Annotated in this window: 12 protein-coding genes; 5 read left to right on the forward strand and 7 right to left on the reverse strand. The window is 66.6% G+C overall.

The annotated features are described in order from the left end of the window. Nucleotides 1-252: 252 nt before the first annotated feature. Entirely contained in the window at nucleotides 253-1,512 is a 1,260-nt protein-coding gene (gene thrC, locus MUN73_RS06240; protein WP_250139567.1) for a threonine synthase, read from the forward strand. 239 nt (nucleotides 1,513-1,751) lie between these two features. Here the strand turns inward: thrC and MUN73_RS06245 are convergent, their stop codons facing one another. After that, complete coding sequence (locus tag MUN73_RS06245) at nucleotides 1,752-2,789, reverse strand: LLM class flavin-dependent oxidoreductase (protein WP_250139568.1); 1,038 nt, start codon at nucleotides 2,787-2,789, stop codon at nucleotides 1,752-1,754. A gap of 225 nt (nucleotides 2,790-3,014) precedes the next feature. Then, nucleotides 3,015-4,655, reverse strand: a complete 1,641-nt coding sequence (locus MUN73_RS06250) for an N-acyl-D-amino-acid deacylase family protein (protein WP_250139569.1) — start codon at nucleotides 4,653-4,655, stop codon at nucleotides 3,015-3,017. 125 nt (nucleotides 4,656-4,780) lie between these two features. Here MUN73_RS06250 and MUN73_RS06255 point away from each other — a divergent pair, with 125 nt between their 5' ends. From MUN73_RS06255 to MUN73_RS06265, 3 genes are all read left to right on the forward strand, one after another. Next, nucleotides 4,781-6,013 carry a Zn-dependent hydrolase gene (locus tag MUN73_RS06255; RefSeq protein ID WP_250139570.1) on the forward strand — a complete coding sequence of 411 codons (1,233 nt, stop codon included), beginning with the start codon at nucleotides 4,781-4,783 and terminating at the stop codon, nucleotides 6,011-6,013. 93 nt (nucleotides 6,014-6,106) lie between these two features. Next, the gene (locus MUN73_RS06260) at nucleotides 6,107-7,435 is read left to right on the forward strand and encodes a 5'-deoxyadenosine deaminase (protein WP_250139571.1); all 1,329 of its coding nucleotides are present in this window, start codon (nucleotides 6,107-6,109) and stop codon (nucleotides 7,433-7,435) included. A gap of 131 nt (nucleotides 7,436-7,566) precedes the next feature. Further along, complete coding sequence (locus tag MUN73_RS06265; protein WP_250139572.1) at nucleotides 7,567-7,869, forward strand: sulfurtransferase TusA family protein; 303 nt, start codon at nucleotides 7,567-7,569, stop codon at nucleotides 7,867-7,869. 255 nt (nucleotides 7,870-8,124) lie between these two features. On the opposite strand, the gene MUN73_RS06270 is transcribed toward MUN73_RS06265, so the two are convergent. From MUN73_RS06270 to MUN73_RS06290, 5 genes are all read right to left on the reverse strand, one after another. Further along, nucleotides 8,125-10,629, reverse strand: a complete 2,505-nt coding sequence (locus MUN73_RS06270) for a xanthine dehydrogenase family protein molybdopterin-binding subunit (RefSeq protein WP_382181799.1) — start codon at nucleotides 10,627-10,629, stop codon at nucleotides 8,125-8,127. A gap of 62 nt (nucleotides 10,630-10,691) precedes the next feature. Next, complete coding sequence (locus MUN73_RS06275; protein WP_250139574.1) at nucleotides 10,692-11,261, reverse strand: (2Fe-2S)-binding protein; 570 nt, start codon at nucleotides 11,259-11,261, stop codon at nucleotides 10,692-10,694. Nucleotides 11,262-11,442: 181 nt separating this feature from the next. Beyond that, nucleotides 11,443-13,887: a xanthine dehydrogenase family protein molybdopterin-binding subunit gene (locus MUN73_RS06280; protein WP_250139575.1), complete on the reverse strand. Its 2,445-nt coding sequence runs from the start codon at nucleotides 13,885-13,887 to the stop codon at nucleotides 11,443-11,445. Then, on the reverse strand, nucleotides 13,880-14,425 hold the full coding sequence (locus MUN73_RS06285; RefSeq protein ID WP_250139576.1) for a (2Fe-2S)-binding protein: 546 nt from the start codon (nucleotides 14,423-14,425) through the stop codon (nucleotides 13,880-13,882). The genes MUN73_RS06280 and MUN73_RS06285 overlap by 8 nt, the downstream gene beginning before the upstream one ends. Nucleotides 14,426-14,597: 172 nt before the next feature. Continuing rightward, nucleotides 14,598-14,978, reverse strand: a complete 381-nt coding sequence (locus tag MUN73_RS06290) for a Rid family detoxifying hydrolase (RefSeq protein WP_250139577.1) — start codon at nucleotides 14,976-14,978, stop codon at nucleotides 14,598-14,600. Nucleotides 14,979-15,205: 227 nt separating this feature from the next. On the opposite strand from MUN73_RS06290, the gene MUN73_RS06295 reads away from it, so the two are divergent. Then, on the forward strand, nucleotides 15,206-16,612 hold the full coding sequence (locus MUN73_RS06295) for an NCS2 family permease (protein WP_382181658.1): 1,407 nt from the start codon (nucleotides 15,206-15,208) through the stop codon (nucleotides 16,610-16,612). The last annotated feature ends 34 nt before the right edge of the window (nucleotides 16,613-16,646 follow it).

Raw genomic sequence — 16,646 nt, forward strand, 5'->3', positions numbered from 1 at the left:
TGCGGCGGTCAATCTGTCGGTGCCAGTCGCGGCGGTGGAAGAACGGGTTCCGAATCCGGTGTGCTGTCGATGCCCGACCACAGAACCGTCCCGATCGGCGACACGGGCCGATCGGTCGACCGGCACACCGTCGTGTACACGCGGCGTATACGTCCTCGAGCGACCGCGGTGTGATCACGGATTTCGGTGGCACACGGCTACACGGGTCCCCGGAGGCGAGTCTTTATGTGAGCCGCCTCTGTTGTTCAGGACATGGCGATAGACCACGTTACCACACTCGAGTGTACCATTTGCGGGCGAGAGTACGATCCGGACCAGGTCATCTACACCTGTCCGGAAGAGGACGGCGTTTCGGGCATTCTCGAAGTGAAGTACGATTACGACGTCATCCACGACAACTTCGACGCCGACCTCGACGGCACGATCGACAGCCAGTGGAAGTACGAGGCGTTCCTCCCCGTCGACGACGAGGCCGACGTCGTGACGCTCAACGAGGGCGGGACGGACCTCTTCGACGCCCCCAATCTCAGCGAGGAACTCGGGGTCGAGACGCTCGTCAAGGACGACGGCCGGAACCCGACCGGCTGTTTCAAGGACCGCGCGAGTTCCGTCGCGGTGACGAAAGCGAAACACGCCGGGCGAGATATCATCACCTGCGCCTCGACCGGCAACGCCGCGGCCTCGCTGTCGGGGTACGCCGCCCGCGGCGGGCTGGACTGCCGGATCTTCGTCCCCGGCGACGCTCCCGCCGGAAAGCTCGCCCAGCCGCTCGTCTACGGCGCGGACGTGCTGGCAGTCGAGGGTTCTTACGACGAGGCCTACGACCTGAGCGTCGAGGTCACCGACGAGTACGGCTGGTACAACCGCAACGCCGCGATCAACCCCTTCCAGGTCGAGGGCAAACGCACCGTCGGCCACGAACTCGCCGAACAGTCGAGGGTCCGCGGCGAGATTCCGGACTGGGTCGTCTTCTCGATGGGCGACGGCTGTACGATCGCCGGCGCCTGGAAAGGGTTCCGCGAGTTCTACGACCTCGATTACGTCGAGGACACGCCCAGGATGCTCGGCGTCCAGGCCGAGGGGGCGTCCGCGATTCACGACGCGTTCCACGATCACGACGACGTCGACGACATCGCCGACACGCTGGCCGACAGCATCGCCGTCGGCCGGCCCCGGAACACGATCAAAGCCTGTCGCGCGTTAGAGGAGAGCGGCGGTACCTCCCTGCTCGTCGAGGACGAGGAGATCCTCGAGGCCGAGAAACTGCTGGGCAGCACCGAGGGGATCTACACGGAACCGGCCGGTGCAACGCCGCTCGCCGGCGTCAGGCGCGCGATCGAGGAGGGGATCATCGACACCGGGGAGACGGTCGTCGTCAACTCCACTGGCTTCGGCCTCAAGGACACCGAGAGCGCGAAACGGGCCACCGGCGACGTGATGCGGATCGACCCGGACATCGCGGAGGTCCAGCAGCGCTACGACGTCCCGGAGTCGGCTGCGGCCGACGACTGATACGGTTTACTGTACGTCAGTTCCAGCGCAACCGCCGCCCGGATCGCGGTTGCGCCGGTACATCGGTACAGCAATCCGTATGAGCGATCGGTCGCCTCGCTCCCGATCGTCGCCCTGCAGGGACGAATCGAGCACTGGTCCGTCGTCGATTCTGCCGTCACTGCCCGTTCGCCGTCGTCGAAAATTCGCACGTTCGGGCCGCGACGGGCATCGCTGCGTGCGTCGCGGCGATCGCGTTCTCAGCGGTAGCCGTCCGCGAACTCGTCGATCATGAGCTTCGGATCGTCGCCCAGCGGGTAGAGGATCGGGCAGAGACAGCCGTTCTCGGCGTACTCCCGGACCTTCTCGCGACACTGCTCGGGGCGGCCGCTGGCTGTCAGCTTGTGAACGACCTCGTCCGGGATGAGGTCCATCCCCTTTTCGATGTCGTCCTTGTCGGCCGGCCAGCCGCCGATCGCCTCGCCGACCTCGTCGATCAGGTCCTGGCTCACGCCGCTGGCTTTCATGATGTGGGGTTGCTGGCCGAGATACTGCGTGATGAGTTCCCGGGCGTTGTCCAGGGCCTGCTCCTCGTCGTGGTCCATCGAACAGACGATCAGTTGCGGGCGATCGATCTCGTCGAGCGAGCGATCGGATCGGTCCGCGCCGGTCGCGAGCGCGTCGAGGGCCTTCTGGTTGTACTCGGGGCTGACGAGGTAGTTCATGAGCGCGCCGTCGGCGAAGTGGCCGGTCAACTCCATCATCTTGAACCCGGTCGCGCCGACGTAGACGGGGACGGTGCGGGGCCCGGCGTCGCCGTGGACGACGTCGAGTTCGATGTCGCGGACGTTTACGTGTTCGCCGTCGTAGGTCACGTTCTCCATGTCGAGCAGCCGTTTCGTCACCTCGACGGTCTCGCGCATCGCGCGCGGGGCGTCCGATCGATCGACGCCGACCTTCTCCGCGAGGGGGTCCCACCAGGCACCGATCCCACAGAGGATCCGGTCCGGGCCGGCCAGTTCCTCGAGGGTGCTCATCGTCTGTGCGATGAGGGCGGTGTTGCGCGTCCAGTTGTTGATGACGCCGGACCCGATTTTGATGTCGTCGGTGACGGCGGCGTAGGCCGCCATGGGGGTGATGGCGTCCCGGGCGAGGCGGGATTCGGCCTGCCAGACCTCGTCGAAGCCCTGCTCCTCGGCGTACTGTACCAGTTCCATGTTCTCCCGGATCGGGTGTTTGTCCTGCAGGTAGAGTCCGACTCTGTCGCTCCCGTCGCTTGCCTCGTGACTGTAGCTCATGGAGTCGTCCCCAAATAGCATAGCAGGTGATATATAACTATGGGGCAAGGTAGCACGGGTCTGGGGTCGCCGTTCGGATCGCGCCCGTCCGACGAGCCCGATCGATCCCGGTCTCCGTCCGAACCGTTGCGGGTCGACCGTGCGACGGCACACGCCACACGTCGCGTGCCACGCTCGTGATACGGGTGTGTCGGACTCGAAACGCGGTACGTCGAGGCGATCCGTCTAGAACGATCGTCGGGACGTGGACGGACGGGTTCGACCGCCCCACTCCTCGGTCGATCGGAGCACGGCGCCGTTGCGGACGCCGGTCGGCTCGCCGCCCCCGACGGCAACCTCGCCGCCGACGAGGACGTAGTCGAAGTCCTCGGTGAGCCGGAAGGGGTCCTCGTAGGTCGGTCGTTCGACGACCGCGTCGGGATCGAAGACGACCAGGTCGGCCACGTAACCCTCCTCGACGTAGCCTCGATCGGGGAGTCCGAGCAGGTCCGCCGGTCGACCTGCGGCCTTGTACACCATCCGTTCGAGCGACAGCGTCTCCCGTTCCCGGACGTATCGTTCGAGGATCCGGGGGAACGTCCCGATCGCACGCGGGTGGGGTTTGCCGCCGAAGATGCCGTCGGTACAGAACGTCCCGCGCGGGTCGGCGAGGAAGCGCTCGATGTCGTCCTCGGACATGACGAAGTCGGCCATCGTCACGTCGAGGTCCTCCTCGACGAGCAGGTCACACATCGCCTCGACCGGGTCGCGATTCCGTTCGGCCGCGATGTCGGCGATCGTCTCCCCCTGATGCCGTCCGCTCGCCGTTCGCGTGATCAGGATGTTGTCCCACGTGCCCGCCGCACGGGCGAGGTTCTCCCAGTCGCCCGACTCGTCGTCGATGTCGGCGGCGATCCGTTCGCGCACGGACGCCTCGCGGAGGCGCTCGCGTATCGCCGTCGAGTCCCCCCGTCGCGCCCACGGGGGCAACAGTGCCGTGAGCATCGTCGACCCGGCGGTGTATGGGTACTGGTCGAAGGAGACGCGCTGTCCCCGCGCTTCGGCCTCGTCGAACAGCGAGCGGACGTCCTCCGAGGCGCCCCAGTTGTGCTGGCCGCCGACCTTGAGGTGCGAGACGTGGGCGTCACAGCCGCCGCAGTGACAGATGTCGAGGTAGCGCTCGATCGACTCGACGACGTAATCGGTCTCGTTCCAGACGTGCGAGATCATGAACGAGTCCCGATCGCCGAGGGTCGCCGCGAGCGCTTCCAGTTCGGTGTCGCGACCGTAGGAACTCGGCGGGTAGATCATCCCCTTCGAGAGGCCGAACGCACCCCCGTCCAGCGCGGTCCCCAGTTCGGCCCGGACCGTCTCGAGTTCGGCGTCGGAGAGCGGTCGATCCTCGAAGCCGGCCACGAGCGACCGGAGGTTCCCGTGCGGGGCGTAGAAGGCGCAGTTGACGGCGGGGTCGGCGTCGGCCAGTTCGTCGAGATACCCCGCGACGTCGGTCCACGGCCACTCGCCCTCGATCCGACCGTCGAGCGACTGGATCCGGTTCGCCCACTCCGTCTTCAGGTCCGTCGGGACGGGTGCGACGCTGACGCCGTCCTGCCCGAGGACCTCCGTCGTGACGCCCTGGGTTACTTTCTCAGGCGCCCCGGGCCTGTCGAACAGTCGCAGTTCCGAGTGCGCGTGCATGTCGATGAAGCCCGGCGCGAGAACCGCGCCGTCGAGGTCGATTTCGCGATCGGCACCGGCGGGATCGGCGGCGATTCGACGGATTCGACCGCCCTGGACGAGGACGCTGGCGGTGACGGCGTCGCCGCCGCTCCCGTCGAGAACCCGCGCGTTGCGGAACTCTATGGACTCGGTGCTCGGAGCCGACATACCAGTGGTATCGTGTATCGGTGATTTGATTCTTTTGGTCGTTACACCCGGAACGTCGGCCCGATCGGACCGCCACACTGCAGTTCGTCGGAATGTTAAAGAGCGTGGACTCGGTGTGATGGCATATGACGGACGCAACGATCGACGAGCGTCGGTTCCGCGATCGGTTCGACGAGTTCAACGAGATCGGCGCGACCGACGCCGGCGGCGTGAATCGACCCTCGCTCTCCGACGAGAACAAACGGGCGCGCGACCTGCTGGTCGAGTGGTTCCGCGATGCAGGGCTCGAGGTGCGCATCGACGAGATGGGGAACATCTTCGGCCGCCGCGAGGGACGCGATCCGGAGGCGGACGCGGTCCTGTTCGGGTCCCACGTCGACAGCCAGTACAACGGCGGCCGGTACGACGGCGTCGTCGGCGTCCTCAGCGCACTCGAGGTCGTCGAGGCGTTCGACGACGCCGGCATCGAGACCGATCGGCCGCTCGAGATCGTCGCCTGGAGCAACGAGGAGGGCGTCCGCTTCCAGCCGGACATGCTCGGCAGCGGCGTCTACACCGGCGTCTTCGACCTCGAGTACGCCTACGATCGGGAGGACAAGGACGGAAATCGATTCGGCGACGAACTCGAACGGATCGGATACAAGGGCGAGGAACCCTGCGAACCGGATGATCTGCACTGCTACTTCGAGGTCCACGTCGAACAGGGGCCGTTCCTCGAACGGGCGGATCTGAGCGTCGGGGTCGTCGAGGGCGTCTTCGGCTTCTCGTGGATGAACGTCGCCTTCGAGGGACAGGCCAACCACGCCGGCCCGACGCCGATGAACATGCGCCACGACGCGTTCGTCGCCACGGCGGACGTGACGAAAGCCGTCCGCGAGATCACGGCCACCGAGGGGACCGACCTCGTCGGCACGGTCGGCAGCGTCGACGTCTGGCCGAACGCGATCAACGTCATTCCCGAACGCGTCGAGTTCACCCTCGACTTCCGATCGTACGACAACGCCGTGGTCGACGCGGCCCTCGAGCGCATCCAGGACGAGATCGAGTGGGCCGCCGAGCGCGAGGGCCTCGAGTACGAGTTCGAGGAAATCATGCGCGTCGACGCCGACCCGTTCGACGACGAATGTATCGAGACCGTCGCGCAGGCGGCCGAAGACGCCGGCTGCGAGTACACCCGACTGGTGAGCGGGGCGGGCCACGACGCCAACTACCTCAACAAGATCACGCCGACCAGCATGATATTCGCCCCGAGCGTCGACGGCATCAGCCACCGGGAGAGCGAGTACACCGAGTGGGAGGACGTCGTCACCGGTGCGGAGGTCCTCCTCCGGGCAGTGAACGAGCAAGCGTCGACCTGAGGTGCCGATCGGGTGGATCGCGATCGATTCCCGGGGCCGTCCGCGACCCGGCAGTAGCAATCATTTTCAATTTCGACGACGAGTTAGTGACGTATGCTACTATCCGGAACGGTGATCGCGGACGCCGACACCGTCATCGAGGAGGGGTGCGTGGTCGTCGCGGGGTCGCGGATCGAGGCGGTTGGCCGGCGGACGGATCTGGTCGATCGGTATCCCGATCGCGAGGAGCGATCGTACGACATTCTCCTTCCCGGTCTGGTCGGCGGCCACATTCACTCGGTCCAGAGTCTCGGCCGCGGGATCGCTGACGACTCGGAGTTGCTCGACTGGCTCTTCGAGTACGTTCTCCCGATGGAGGCGTCGCTGTCGGCCGAGGAGATGGAGATCGCGGCGAAACTGGGCTACCTCGAACTCGTCGAGAGCGGGACGACGACGTGTATCGATCATCTGTCGGTCAACCACGCCGATCGGGCGTTCGAGGCGGCCGGCGAGATCGGGATTCGGGGCCTGCTCGGGAAGGTCCTGATGGATCGCCGATCGCCCGAGGGACTCGCCGAGGAGACCGACGCCGCGCTCGCCGAGACGGAACGGCTCATCCGGAGGTACCACGGCTCGTTTGACGATCGGATCCGGTACGCGGTGACGCCGCGGTTCGCCGTCTCCTGTTCCGAGGCGTGTCTCCGTGGCGCGCGGGACCTCGCGGACTCGTACGATGGCGTTCGGATTCACACGCACGCGAGCGAGAACCGGAGCGAGATCGAGACCGTCGAGTCCGACACCGGGATGCGCAACATCCACTGGCTCGACGAGGTCGGCCTCACGGGGGAGGACGTCGTCCTCGCCCACTGCGTCTGGACGGACGAGAGCGAGCGCGAGGTCCTGGCCGAGACCGGAACGCACGTCACCCACTGCCCGTCGTCGAACATGAAACTGGCCAGCGGCGTCGCGCCCGTCACGGACTACCTCGATCGCGGCATCAACGTCGCGCTCGGGAACGACGGGCCGCCGTGTAACAACACGCTCGATCCGTTCACGGAGATGCGCCAGGGCAGTCTCCTCCAGAAGGTCGATCGGCTCGATCCCGTCGCGGCCCCGGCCGAGACGCTGTTCGAGATGGCGACGATCAACGGTGCGAAGGCCGCCGGCTTCGAGAAACTCGGCGCCCTCCGGGAGGGATGGCGGGCGGACATCGTCGGGATCACGACCGACGTGACGCGCGCGACGCCGATCCACGATCCGCTCTCGCACCTCGTCTTCGGCGCACACGGCGACGACGTCGTCTTCTCGATGGTCGACGGGAAGGTGCTGCTGGACGACGGCGAGGTGACGACCGTCGACGCGGACGCGATCCGCGATCGGGCGAACGAGGTCGGCCTGTCGCTGGAGGAACACCGCGACGCGGCCGACGAGGTGCGGCCCTAGAAGCGCCGTAGGCGGGCGTCCCGGGAGGGGATCGAAACCGTCGGGGACGAGTCGCGGTTCTAACCGCCGGCTCCCACGAGCCACGCCGACGGCCACCAACAGTTATGGGGCGCGTGCTCGTAGCGATTCGCGTGCAGATCGACGTCAGCGGAATGGTCTGTCCGCAGCCGGTGAGCATCGTCCGGTGCTGTCTCGCGGAACTCGAACCGGGCGACGAACTCGTCGTTACCGGCGATTATCCGCCGGCCGAGCGGAGCATTCGGCGCACGTGCTACAAGCACGGGTACGCGGTCGCCGACGCGGACGACGACGGAACCGCTTCGAATGCGGACGCTGTAGACGCGGACGCGGACGGAGCGAAGACGTTCTCCCTCCGGATCCGCGTGACCGATCGGGCCGCCTCGCGAGCGGACGAGGCCGAATCGGCTCACTGATCGGGCGATCGTCCCCGCGCCGTGTCGAGTCCGTCGGATAGTCGAGCCCGGAGTCACGAGCCGACCGCTCGCCGGCCGTATACGCATCGTATGCGGTGCGTTCGCAGAGGGCATTCGGGGCCCGGACGCGACCCGATCGTCGTTCGCGACCCACCCAGAATCGGCAGGACTCCCCCAGTGTCAGTTTATAGTAGCAACTGAAAGTCAATGCACACCTGATCGCAGGACGGCTTTGCGATCAGTGTGTAAATCGTTTCAGTTGCTACTATAGTTCTCCGCACCGCGCCGATCGATCGCCGCCTTGACGTCCTCGGAAGTGATCGGCAGGGAGGTCAGCCGCACCCCGACGGCGTCGCGGATGGCGTTGCTCAGCGCCGGCGGGATGCCGTTGGTCGGCAGTTCGCCGATCGACTTCGCGCCGAAGGGACCGGTCGGCTCGTGGGTTTCGACCAGGATCGTTTCCATCGGCGGGTGGTCCGTCGTCCGGGGCATCCCGTACTGGCGGAAGCCGGTGGTCTGTGGGTTCCCCTCGTCGTCGAACTCCAGGCCGCCGCTGGTCGCGTACTCGAGACTCATGTGCTGGCCGCCCTCGACCTGGCCCTCGGCGAGCGGCGGGTTGATCGCGACGCCGCAGTCGGCGGCGTAGACCAGTTCGTTGAGTTCGAACTCGCCGGTTTCCTCGTCGACGGTGACGTCCACGAACTGCGCGCCGAACGGCGGCGGACTCTCGTCCGTCGAGTGGTGGCCGTCGCCCATGATCTGCTCGCGCTCGTCGTGGCCGTAGGTCGCCTCGTAGCCGATCTCCTCGAGGCTCACGCTCGCGCCCGTCGCCTCGCTGTAGACCTCGCCGCCCTCGGTTTCGAGGTTCGATTCGGACTCCTCGAGGAGTTTCGACCCCCAGTAGCGGATTCGTTCCTTCGTGTCCTCGGCGGCCTTCTTGACCGCCGTCCCGCTGATGTAGGTCGTCGACGAGGCGTAGGAGCCGTAGTCGAACGGCGTGACGTCGGTGTCCGAGGACGTGACGACGATATCGTCCGGTCCACAGCCGAGCACTTCGGCCGCGACCTGGCTGAACATCGTGTCGTTGCCGGTGCCGGTGTCGACGCCGCCGACGTGGAGGTGGAACGAGCCGTCCTCGTTCATCTTGAGCTTGGCCGCGCCGAGTTCCCTGCCCGCGACGCCGCTCCCCTGTGCACAGATCGCCATGCCGACGCCGCGGTGGAGATGGTCCTCGTCGGGCTGCTCGATCTCGTCCCAGCCGATCGCGTCCTTGCCGCGGTCGATACACTCGCGGAGGCCGCACGATCGGATCCGCCGGGCGAACCGATCGTCGTCCTTGAGGATGGTCGAGACGTCGTCGAGGTCGCCCGTCCGGATCGCGTGGTTCCGCTTGAACTCGATCGGGTCGACCCCGAGGTCGCGGGCGACCTCGTCCAGGTGCGCCTCGACGGCGAAGTGGCCCTGCGGCGCGCCGTAGCCGCGCATCGCGGCCCCCATCGGCAGGTTCGTGTGGACGACGTCCCCCTCGAACCGGACGTTCGGGACGCGCGGATACAGGGGGAGTGCCTTGGTCCCGACGTTCGAGGCGACCGTCATCCCGTGGGTCCCGTACGCTCCGGCGTTCGAGCGCGCGTAGAGGTCCATCGCGACGATGGTCCCGTCCTCGGTCACCGCCGATCGCATCGTCAGGTCCATCGGGTGACGCGATCGGAGCGCGTAGAACTCCTCCCGTCTCGTCATCTCGAGTTTGACCGGCCGGTCCGCCGCCAGGTGGAGCGCGAACGTGATCGGTTCGATCGCCATCTCCTGTTTCGCGCCGAAGCCGGCACCCACGCTCGGTTTTTCGACCCGGACGTCCCGGATCGGGACGTCGAAGACGTGCGCTAGCTGTCGACGTGTGTGGTTCGGGACCTGCGTCGCCGTGATGAACGTGTATCGCCCGTCCTCGTCGGTGTAGGCGATCGTCGTGTGGGGTTCGGGGACGCAGTGGGACTGGTAGGGCGTCTCCAGTTCGGTCTCGTGGATCCGGACGTCGTCGCGATCGAACGCGGCCTCGACGTCGCCGATCTCGCCCTCGAAGTGCGACTCGAGGTTGCGCCCGTAGTCCGCGCCGCTCTGTGCGTTCTCGACTTCGTCGTCCTCGAACAGTCGCGGGGCGTCCGGCTCTAGCGCCGCCTCGACGTCGAAGACGTCCTCGCGCTCCTCGTACTCGACGTCGATCGCGCGGGCGGCCCGATCGGCAATCTCGCTCGTCTCGGCGGCCACGGCCGCGATCGGGTCCCCGACGAACCGGACGTGTCGCCTGAGGACGCGCATGTCCCACGGGCTCGGCTCGGGGTAGGACTGCCCGGAACTCGAGTACAGCGTGTCGGGGACGACGTCGTCCCTGGGAGTGACGACCGCGTAGACGCCCTCGATCGCCTCGGCGTCGCTCGTGTCGATGGCCGTCACGTAGCCGTGTGCGATCTCGCTCCGGACGACCGTGCCGTGGGCGAGATCGGGAAACCGGCGGCTGTAGTCGGCCGTGTACCGGGCCTCTCCGGTGACGATCTTTCGCGCGTCGTCCTTCTCGACGTCCGTCGTGAGGTTCACGCGCTCCGCTCTGGGCTTGCGATTGTTTTCCGGTTCGTCCCACTCCACGGGGGACTCCTCGGCGTTCGCCTCGTCAGCGGACGCCTCCGTATCGGCCGCGTCTCCGGAGGCGGCCACGTCTTCGGAAGCGTCCACGCCTGGCGGTTCCTCCCGCTCGATCTCCTCCATCCCGCCGTCCCCCTCGACGGCGTCGGCGTCCGCGTCGGCCCGATCGGCGTCGTCGGGCGTACTCATCGGTCGGTCTCACCTCGCCGATCGGCCCCCGTCGGTCGGTCGCCGGCGCAGTGACAGTCACAGCACCGGTCGGTCGCCGCTCGCCCGCCGTCCGCGGCGACCGCCTGTTCCGCCAGGCGATCCGACGCGTCGAGGACCGCCTCGACGATTTTCTTGTACCCCGTACACCGACAGAGGTTGTCCGAGAGCGCCTCACGGACCTCGGCCTCGGTCGGGTCCGGGTTCTCCTCCAGCAGGGCCTTCGATCGCATGATCATCCCCGGGATGCAAAAGCCACACTGCAGGGCCGAGTTGTCGACGAACGCCTGCTGGACCGGGTGGAGGTCGTCCTGGGTTCCCAGCCCCTCGATCGTCTCGACGGTCGCGCCGTCGGCTTTCGCGACGGGCGTCACGCACGACATCGTCGGCTCGCCGTCGATCTGGACCGTACACATGCCGCACGCGCCGGTGTCACAGCCCCGCTTCGCGCCCGTGTACCCGTTTCGACGCAACACGTCGAGGAGGAGGTCGGACTTCGATACCTCGAACATCCGCTCGTTACCGTTGATTGTACAGTCGATGTGCATATCGCTCACTCTATGGGTGATGCTAACACTATGTGTTCACCATCGCGGGCTGGCACCTAAATAATTGTCGAGGTTTCTGCCCTGTACTGGTTCGCAAAAAACCAGGTCAGCGCGCCGTGGCAATCCGTCGTGAAAGCGATCGGAAACCGCCCTGCCGCCGGAGTCGCGATCGAGGCGCGGTTCAGCCGTCGTCCTCGAGCGCGGCGTTGATCTTCTCCGCGGTGATCGGCATCTCGGTGATGCGGACGCCGACCGCCTCGCGGATGGCGTTGCTCAGCGCGGGCGGGACCGTGTTCGTCGGCACCTCGGCGACGGATTTCGCGCCGAAGGGGCCGGTCGGCTCGTGGGTCTCGACCAGGATCGATTCGATCGTGGGCGTCTCCGCGGCCGTCGGCCAGTCGTAGTCGTCGAAGCCCCGCACTTCCGATCGGCCCTCGTCGTCGAACGTGATGCCCTCGCTGACGGCCATCTCGTAGCTCATGTGGTTCGCGCCCTCGACCTGACCCTCGGCCATGCCGGGGTTGATCGCGACGCCGCAGTCGACCGCGACGACGAGTTCGGTGACCTCGAACTCGCCGGTTTCCTCGTCGACGGTGACGTCCGCGAACTGCGCGGCGAACGGCGGCGGGCTCTCCTCCGTACAGTGGGTCCCCTTGCCGAGGATGTGTTCGCGCTCGTCGTGGCCGTAGGCGGCCTCGTAGCCGATCTCCTCGAGGCTTACGCTCGCACCCGTCTCCTCGCTGTAGACCGTCCCGTCCCCTGTGTCGAGGTTCGACTCGGGCTCTTCGAGGAGCTTCGACCCCCAGTAGAGGATCCGCTCTTTCGCGTCTTCGGCGGCCTTCTTGACCGCCATGCCGCTGATGTAGGTGGTCGACGAGGCGTACGCGCCGTAGTCGAACGGCGTCACGTCCGTGTCCGACGATTTGATGACGATGTCTTCCTCGTCACAGCCCAGCACCTCGGCCGCGATCTGGATGAACGCCGTGTCGGCCCCCGTTCCGATGTCGACGCCGCCGACGTGGAGGTGGAACGAGCCGTCCTCGTTCATCATGAGCTGGGCCGCGCCGAGTTCGTCGCCCGCCACGCCGGTTCCCTGGGCCGAGAGGGCCATCCCGATACCGCGGTGGAGATGGTCCTCGTCGGGCTGTTCGACGTCGTCCCAGCCGATCGCGTCCTTGCCGCGCTCGATACACTCGTCGAGGCCGCACGATCGGATCCGCCGTTCCGCACCTTCGCCGCCCATCATGCCGGCGATTTCGTCGAGATCGCCGACCTCCATGTAGTGGCGCTGGCGGAACTCGACGGGGTCCAGGTCGAGGTCGCGCGCGACCTCGTCGAGGTGGCCCTCGAGCGCGAGGGTCCCCTGCGGTGCGCCGTAGCCCCGCATCGCGCCCGTCTGTGGCGTGTTCGTGTGGACGATGTCGGCCTCGAATCGCGCGTTCGGGACCTTCGAGTACAGCGGCATCGGCTTGCTCCCGACGTTGCCGGCGACCGTCATCCCGTGGCTCCCGTACGCGCCCGTGTTCGAGAGGGCGTACAGGTCGATCGCTTCGATCGAGCCGTCCTCGGTGACAGCGGTGCGCGCTCGCACCGTCATCGGGTGTCGCGAGCGCATCGCGTGGAACTCCTCTTCGCGCGTGGCCTCGTAGAGGACGGGCCGATCGGCCGCGATCGAGAGCGCGAGCGGGATCGGCTCGACGACCATCGCCTGCTTGCCGCCGAAACCGCCGCCGACGCGGGGCTTCGAGACGCGAACGTCCCGGATGGGGACGTCGAACAGGTGTGCCAGCTGTCGGCGGGTGTGGTTCGGCACCTGCGTGCTCGTGACGAGCACGTGGCGATCGTCCTCGTCCGTGTACGCGAGGGTGGTGTGGGGCTCGATCTGGGCGTGGGACTGGCGGATCGTCTCCCACTCGGTCTCGTGGACGTGGACGTCCTCGCGCGCCACGGCGTCCTCGACGTCGCCGATCTCGCCCTCGATGTGTGCCATCCGGTTCCGGCTGTAGTCGTGGCCGACGATCTCGTTCTCGACCTCGTCCTCCTCGAACAGTCGCGGCGCGTCCTCGGAGTGGGCCGCCTCGGGATCGAGCACGTACTCTGCTTCCTCGTACTCGACCTCGATGCTCTCGGCTGCGGCGCGTGCGGTCTCGGCGTCCTCTGCCGCGACCGCCGCGATCGGATCGCCGACGTAGCGGACGTGCTCGTTGAGCACGGTCATGTCCCACGGGCTCGGTTCGGGGTAGGACTGGCCCGCGCTCGTGTACTTCGCGTCGGGCGTCCCCTCGGACCACGGCGTCAGGACGGCGTGGACCCCGTCCATCTCCTCGGCCGCGCTCGCGTCGATATCGGTCACGTAGCCGTGCAGGATCTCGCTTCGCACGACCGCGGCGCGTGCGAGGTCGGGGAACTGCGTCTCGTAGTCCGCCGTGTACTTCGCCTGGCCGGTGACGAGTTTCGGGTCGTCGTCCTTCTGGGCCGGTCGCGAGACGCTGGCTCGCTCGTCGGGTGCCAGGTCGTTGTTCTCGGGTTCGTCCCACTCGAGGGGGTGGTCCTCGAGTTCCGGGGACTCACCCTCCGGTTGCGATGCGGTACCGCCGTCGGGTTTCGGTTCGTCCGGATCACTCATGGCTCTCACCGCCGTCTTCGGTCGTCCCGCGAGCGGTGGATGCGGGCGACGTGCCGCCGTCCGTCGCGACGGCTCCGTCGCCGTTCACCCGCTCGGCGGCGTCGAGTATCGCCTCGACGGGTTTCTGGTAGCCGGTACACCGACACAGGTTGTCGTCGATCGCCGCCCGGGCCTCGGCTTCGCTCGGGTCCGGGGTCTCCTCGAGCAACGCTTTCGTCTGGACGATCATCCCGGGGATACAGAAGCCACACTGGACCGCGAAGTGATCGACGAACGCCTGCTGGATCGGGTGGAGGTCGTCCTGCGTGCCCAGTCCCTCGATCGTCACGATCGTCGCGCCGTCGACGTCCCCGACGGTCGTCCCGCAGGCCATCCGGGCCTCGCCGTCGATGAGCACCTTCGAGGCACCGCAGACGCCGCCGTCACAGCCGCACTTCACGCCGGTGTACCCCTCGCGTCGCAGGACCGTCGCGAGGTCTTCCTCGGGCGCTGCGTCGATACTCGTCGGGTCGCCGTTGACGGTCAGGCTGAACTGCACAGTGATCCCTCCTGTAAGCGTATCACTAGCATACGTCTCGTAGTGTAAGATGCGAGACAGCGATACATATATTTATGGTTGCCACAGGGGCTGACGACTCGATCGATCGCGGCGGTCGATTTCGCCGCCGCTCACCGGGAGGGCGTCCTGAAAACGCGACCGCCGCGGTCGATCAGTCGTTCGACGCGATCGCTTCGATCTCGACCCCGACGCCCTTTGGCAGGTTCGCCACCTCGACGGCGCTCCGGGCCGGGGGCTCCGCGTCGAAGAACTCGGCGTAGGTCTCGTTCATCTCGTCGAAAGTCTCGATGTCGTCGAGGAAGACGGTCACTTTGAGGACGTCGCTCATCTCGAGGCCTTCCTCGGCCAGGACGGCTTCGACGTTGCCGAGCGCCTGTTCAGTCTGGACGGCGATCGACTCGTCGTCGAGCAACTCCCCGTCGGCAGTCATGGGAATCTGTCCGGCCGTGAACGTGACGTCGCCGGTGGTCGTCGCCTGGCTGTAGGCACCGACTGCGGCCGGTGCGTCGTCGGTACTGATCACGCGCTTCATACGCGTCGATACCCGTCCGACCGCTTAAACGTTGTTCAGGTCGGGGTGTCCGCGTGCGTTCACCCCGTTCTCCGGTCGTCGTCACTTGGTCCGTTTCCTGAGTCGATCCGGTCGCAACAGCCGTGTGCCACGGACCGATCGTCGTGTGCCACAACGGGCGAAACGGGTGTGCGAACGTGGGTGTCGGGGCGTCGATCAGGGAAAATTATATGATGGTATGGTGTAGCATGGCGTATATGTCAGATTCGACCGGTACGCAGTCCTGGCTGGGGGAGTACTTCGGATTCGAGGAGCACGGGACCGATTTGCGGACGGAACTGATCGCGGGAGCGACGACGTTCCTGACGATGTCGTATATCATCATCGTGAATCCCGCGATCCTCTCCGAGGCGATCCGGATCGAGGGCTACTCGCAACAGGAGGTGTTCCAGATGATCGCCATCGCGACCATTCTGGCGTCCGCCGTCGCCATCCTGGTGATGGCGTTTTACGCGAATCGACCGTTCGGATTGGCTCCGGGGATGGGGTTGAACGCGTACTTCGCGTTCACGGTCGTAATACTGCTCGGCATCCCGTGGCAGACGGCGCTTGCGGCCGTCTTCGTCGAGGGCGTGATCTTCATGGCCCTGACGTATTTCGGCGCGAGACGGTACGTCATCGAACTGTTCCCGGCACCGGTCAAGTTCGCCGTCGGTGCGGGGATCGGCCTGTTCCTGCTGTTGCTCGGCCTCATCGAGATGAACGTCATCGTCCAGTACGAGGCGACGCTGGTCCAGTTGAACGACGTCGCGACGGATCCCGTCGCACTCGTCGCGCTCGCGGGACTCGCGTTCACGTTCATCCTGTACGCACGCGACATTACCGGCGCCATCATCATCGGGATCGTCACGACCGCGATCGCGGGCTGGGGGCTCACGCTCGGCGGCGTCGTCGATCGGGGCGTCCTCGCACCGGCACAACTCGCCTCGCCGCAGTACGACATCACGCCGCTGGCCGGGGCCTTCCTCGACGGCTTCGGGCAGATCGAGCCGGCGACGTTCGTCCTGGTCGTGTTCACGTTCTTCTTCGTCGACTTCTTCGACACTGCGGGGACGCTGATCGGCGTCTCGCAGTTCGGGGGCTTCCTCGACGAGGACGGTGACCTCCCGGAGATGGAGAAGCCGCTGATGGCCGACGCGGTCGGCACGACGTTCGGGGCGATGGTCGGCACCTCGACGGTGACGACGTTCATCGAGAGTTCGACCGGGATCGAAGAGGGCGGGCGAACGGGAATGACGGCGCTCACGGTCGGCGGCCTGTTCTTGCTCTCGCTCGTGGCCGTGCCGCTGATCGCCGCGATCCCGCAGTACGCGTCGTACCTCGCGCTCGTGGTCGTCGGGATCATCATGCTTCAGGGCGTGACGGACATCGACTGGGAGAACCCGGCCTGGCTCATCTCGGGCGGACTCACCATCACCGTCATGCCGCTGACGGCCTCGATCGCCAACGGACTGGCGGCGGGGATCATCAGCTATCCGGTCATCAAGACGACGATGGGGGAAACGGGAGACGTCCGCCCCGGGCAGTGGGTCCTGGCCGCGGCGTTCGTGCTCTACTACTACGTCTCGGCGGGCGGCGTGATATCCGGAACCTGAGGACCGATTTCGAACTGTGGGCTTCGCACGACCC

It is taken from the genome of Halosolutus amylolyticus (assembly GCF_023566055.1).
Classification (GTDB): Archaea; Halobacteriota; Halobacteria; order Halobacteriales; family Natrialbaceae; genus Halosolutus; species Halosolutus amylolyticus.

Bases quoted from the DNA above. Each gene is read 5' to 3' on its own strand.
- MUN73_RS06280 (WP_250139575.1), bottom strand. From the start codon at position 13,887: ATGAGTGATCCGGACGAACCGAAACCCGACGGCGGTACCGCATCGCAA.
- MUN73_RS06245 (WP_250139568.1), bottom strand. From the start codon at position 2,789: ATGAGCTACAGTCACGAGGCAAGCGACGGGAGCGACAGAGTCGGACTC.
- thrC (WP_250139567.1), top strand. From the start codon at position 253: ATGGCGATAGACCACGTTACCACACTCGAGTGTACCATTTGCGGGCGA.
- MUN73_RS06295 (WP_382181658.1), top strand. From the start codon at position 15,206: ATGGCGTATATGTCAGATTCGACCGGTACGCAGTCCTGGCTGGGGGAG.
- MUN73_RS06290 (WP_250139577.1), bottom strand. From the start codon at position 14,978: ATGAAGCGCGTGATCAGTACCGACGACGCACCGGCCGCAGTCGGTGCC.
- MUN73_RS06270 (WP_382181799.1), bottom strand. From the start codon at position 10,629: ATGGAGGAGATCGAGCGGGAGGAACCGCCAGGCGTGGACGCTTCCGAA.
- MUN73_RS06275 (WP_250139574.1), bottom strand. From the start codon at position 11,261: ATGCACATCGACTGTACAATCAACGGTAACGAGCGGATGTTCGAGGTA.
- MUN73_RS06255 (WP_250139570.1), top strand. From the start codon at position 4,781: ATGACGGACGCAACGATCGACGAGCGTCGGTTCCGCGATCGGTTCGAC.
- MUN73_RS06260 (WP_250139571.1), top strand. From the start codon at position 6,107: ATGCTACTATCCGGAACGGTGATCGCGGACGCCGACACCGTCATCGAG.
- MUN73_RS06250 (WP_250139569.1), bottom strand. From the start codon at position 4,655: ATGTCGGCTCCGAGCACCGAGTCCATAGAGTTCCGCAACGCGCGGGTT.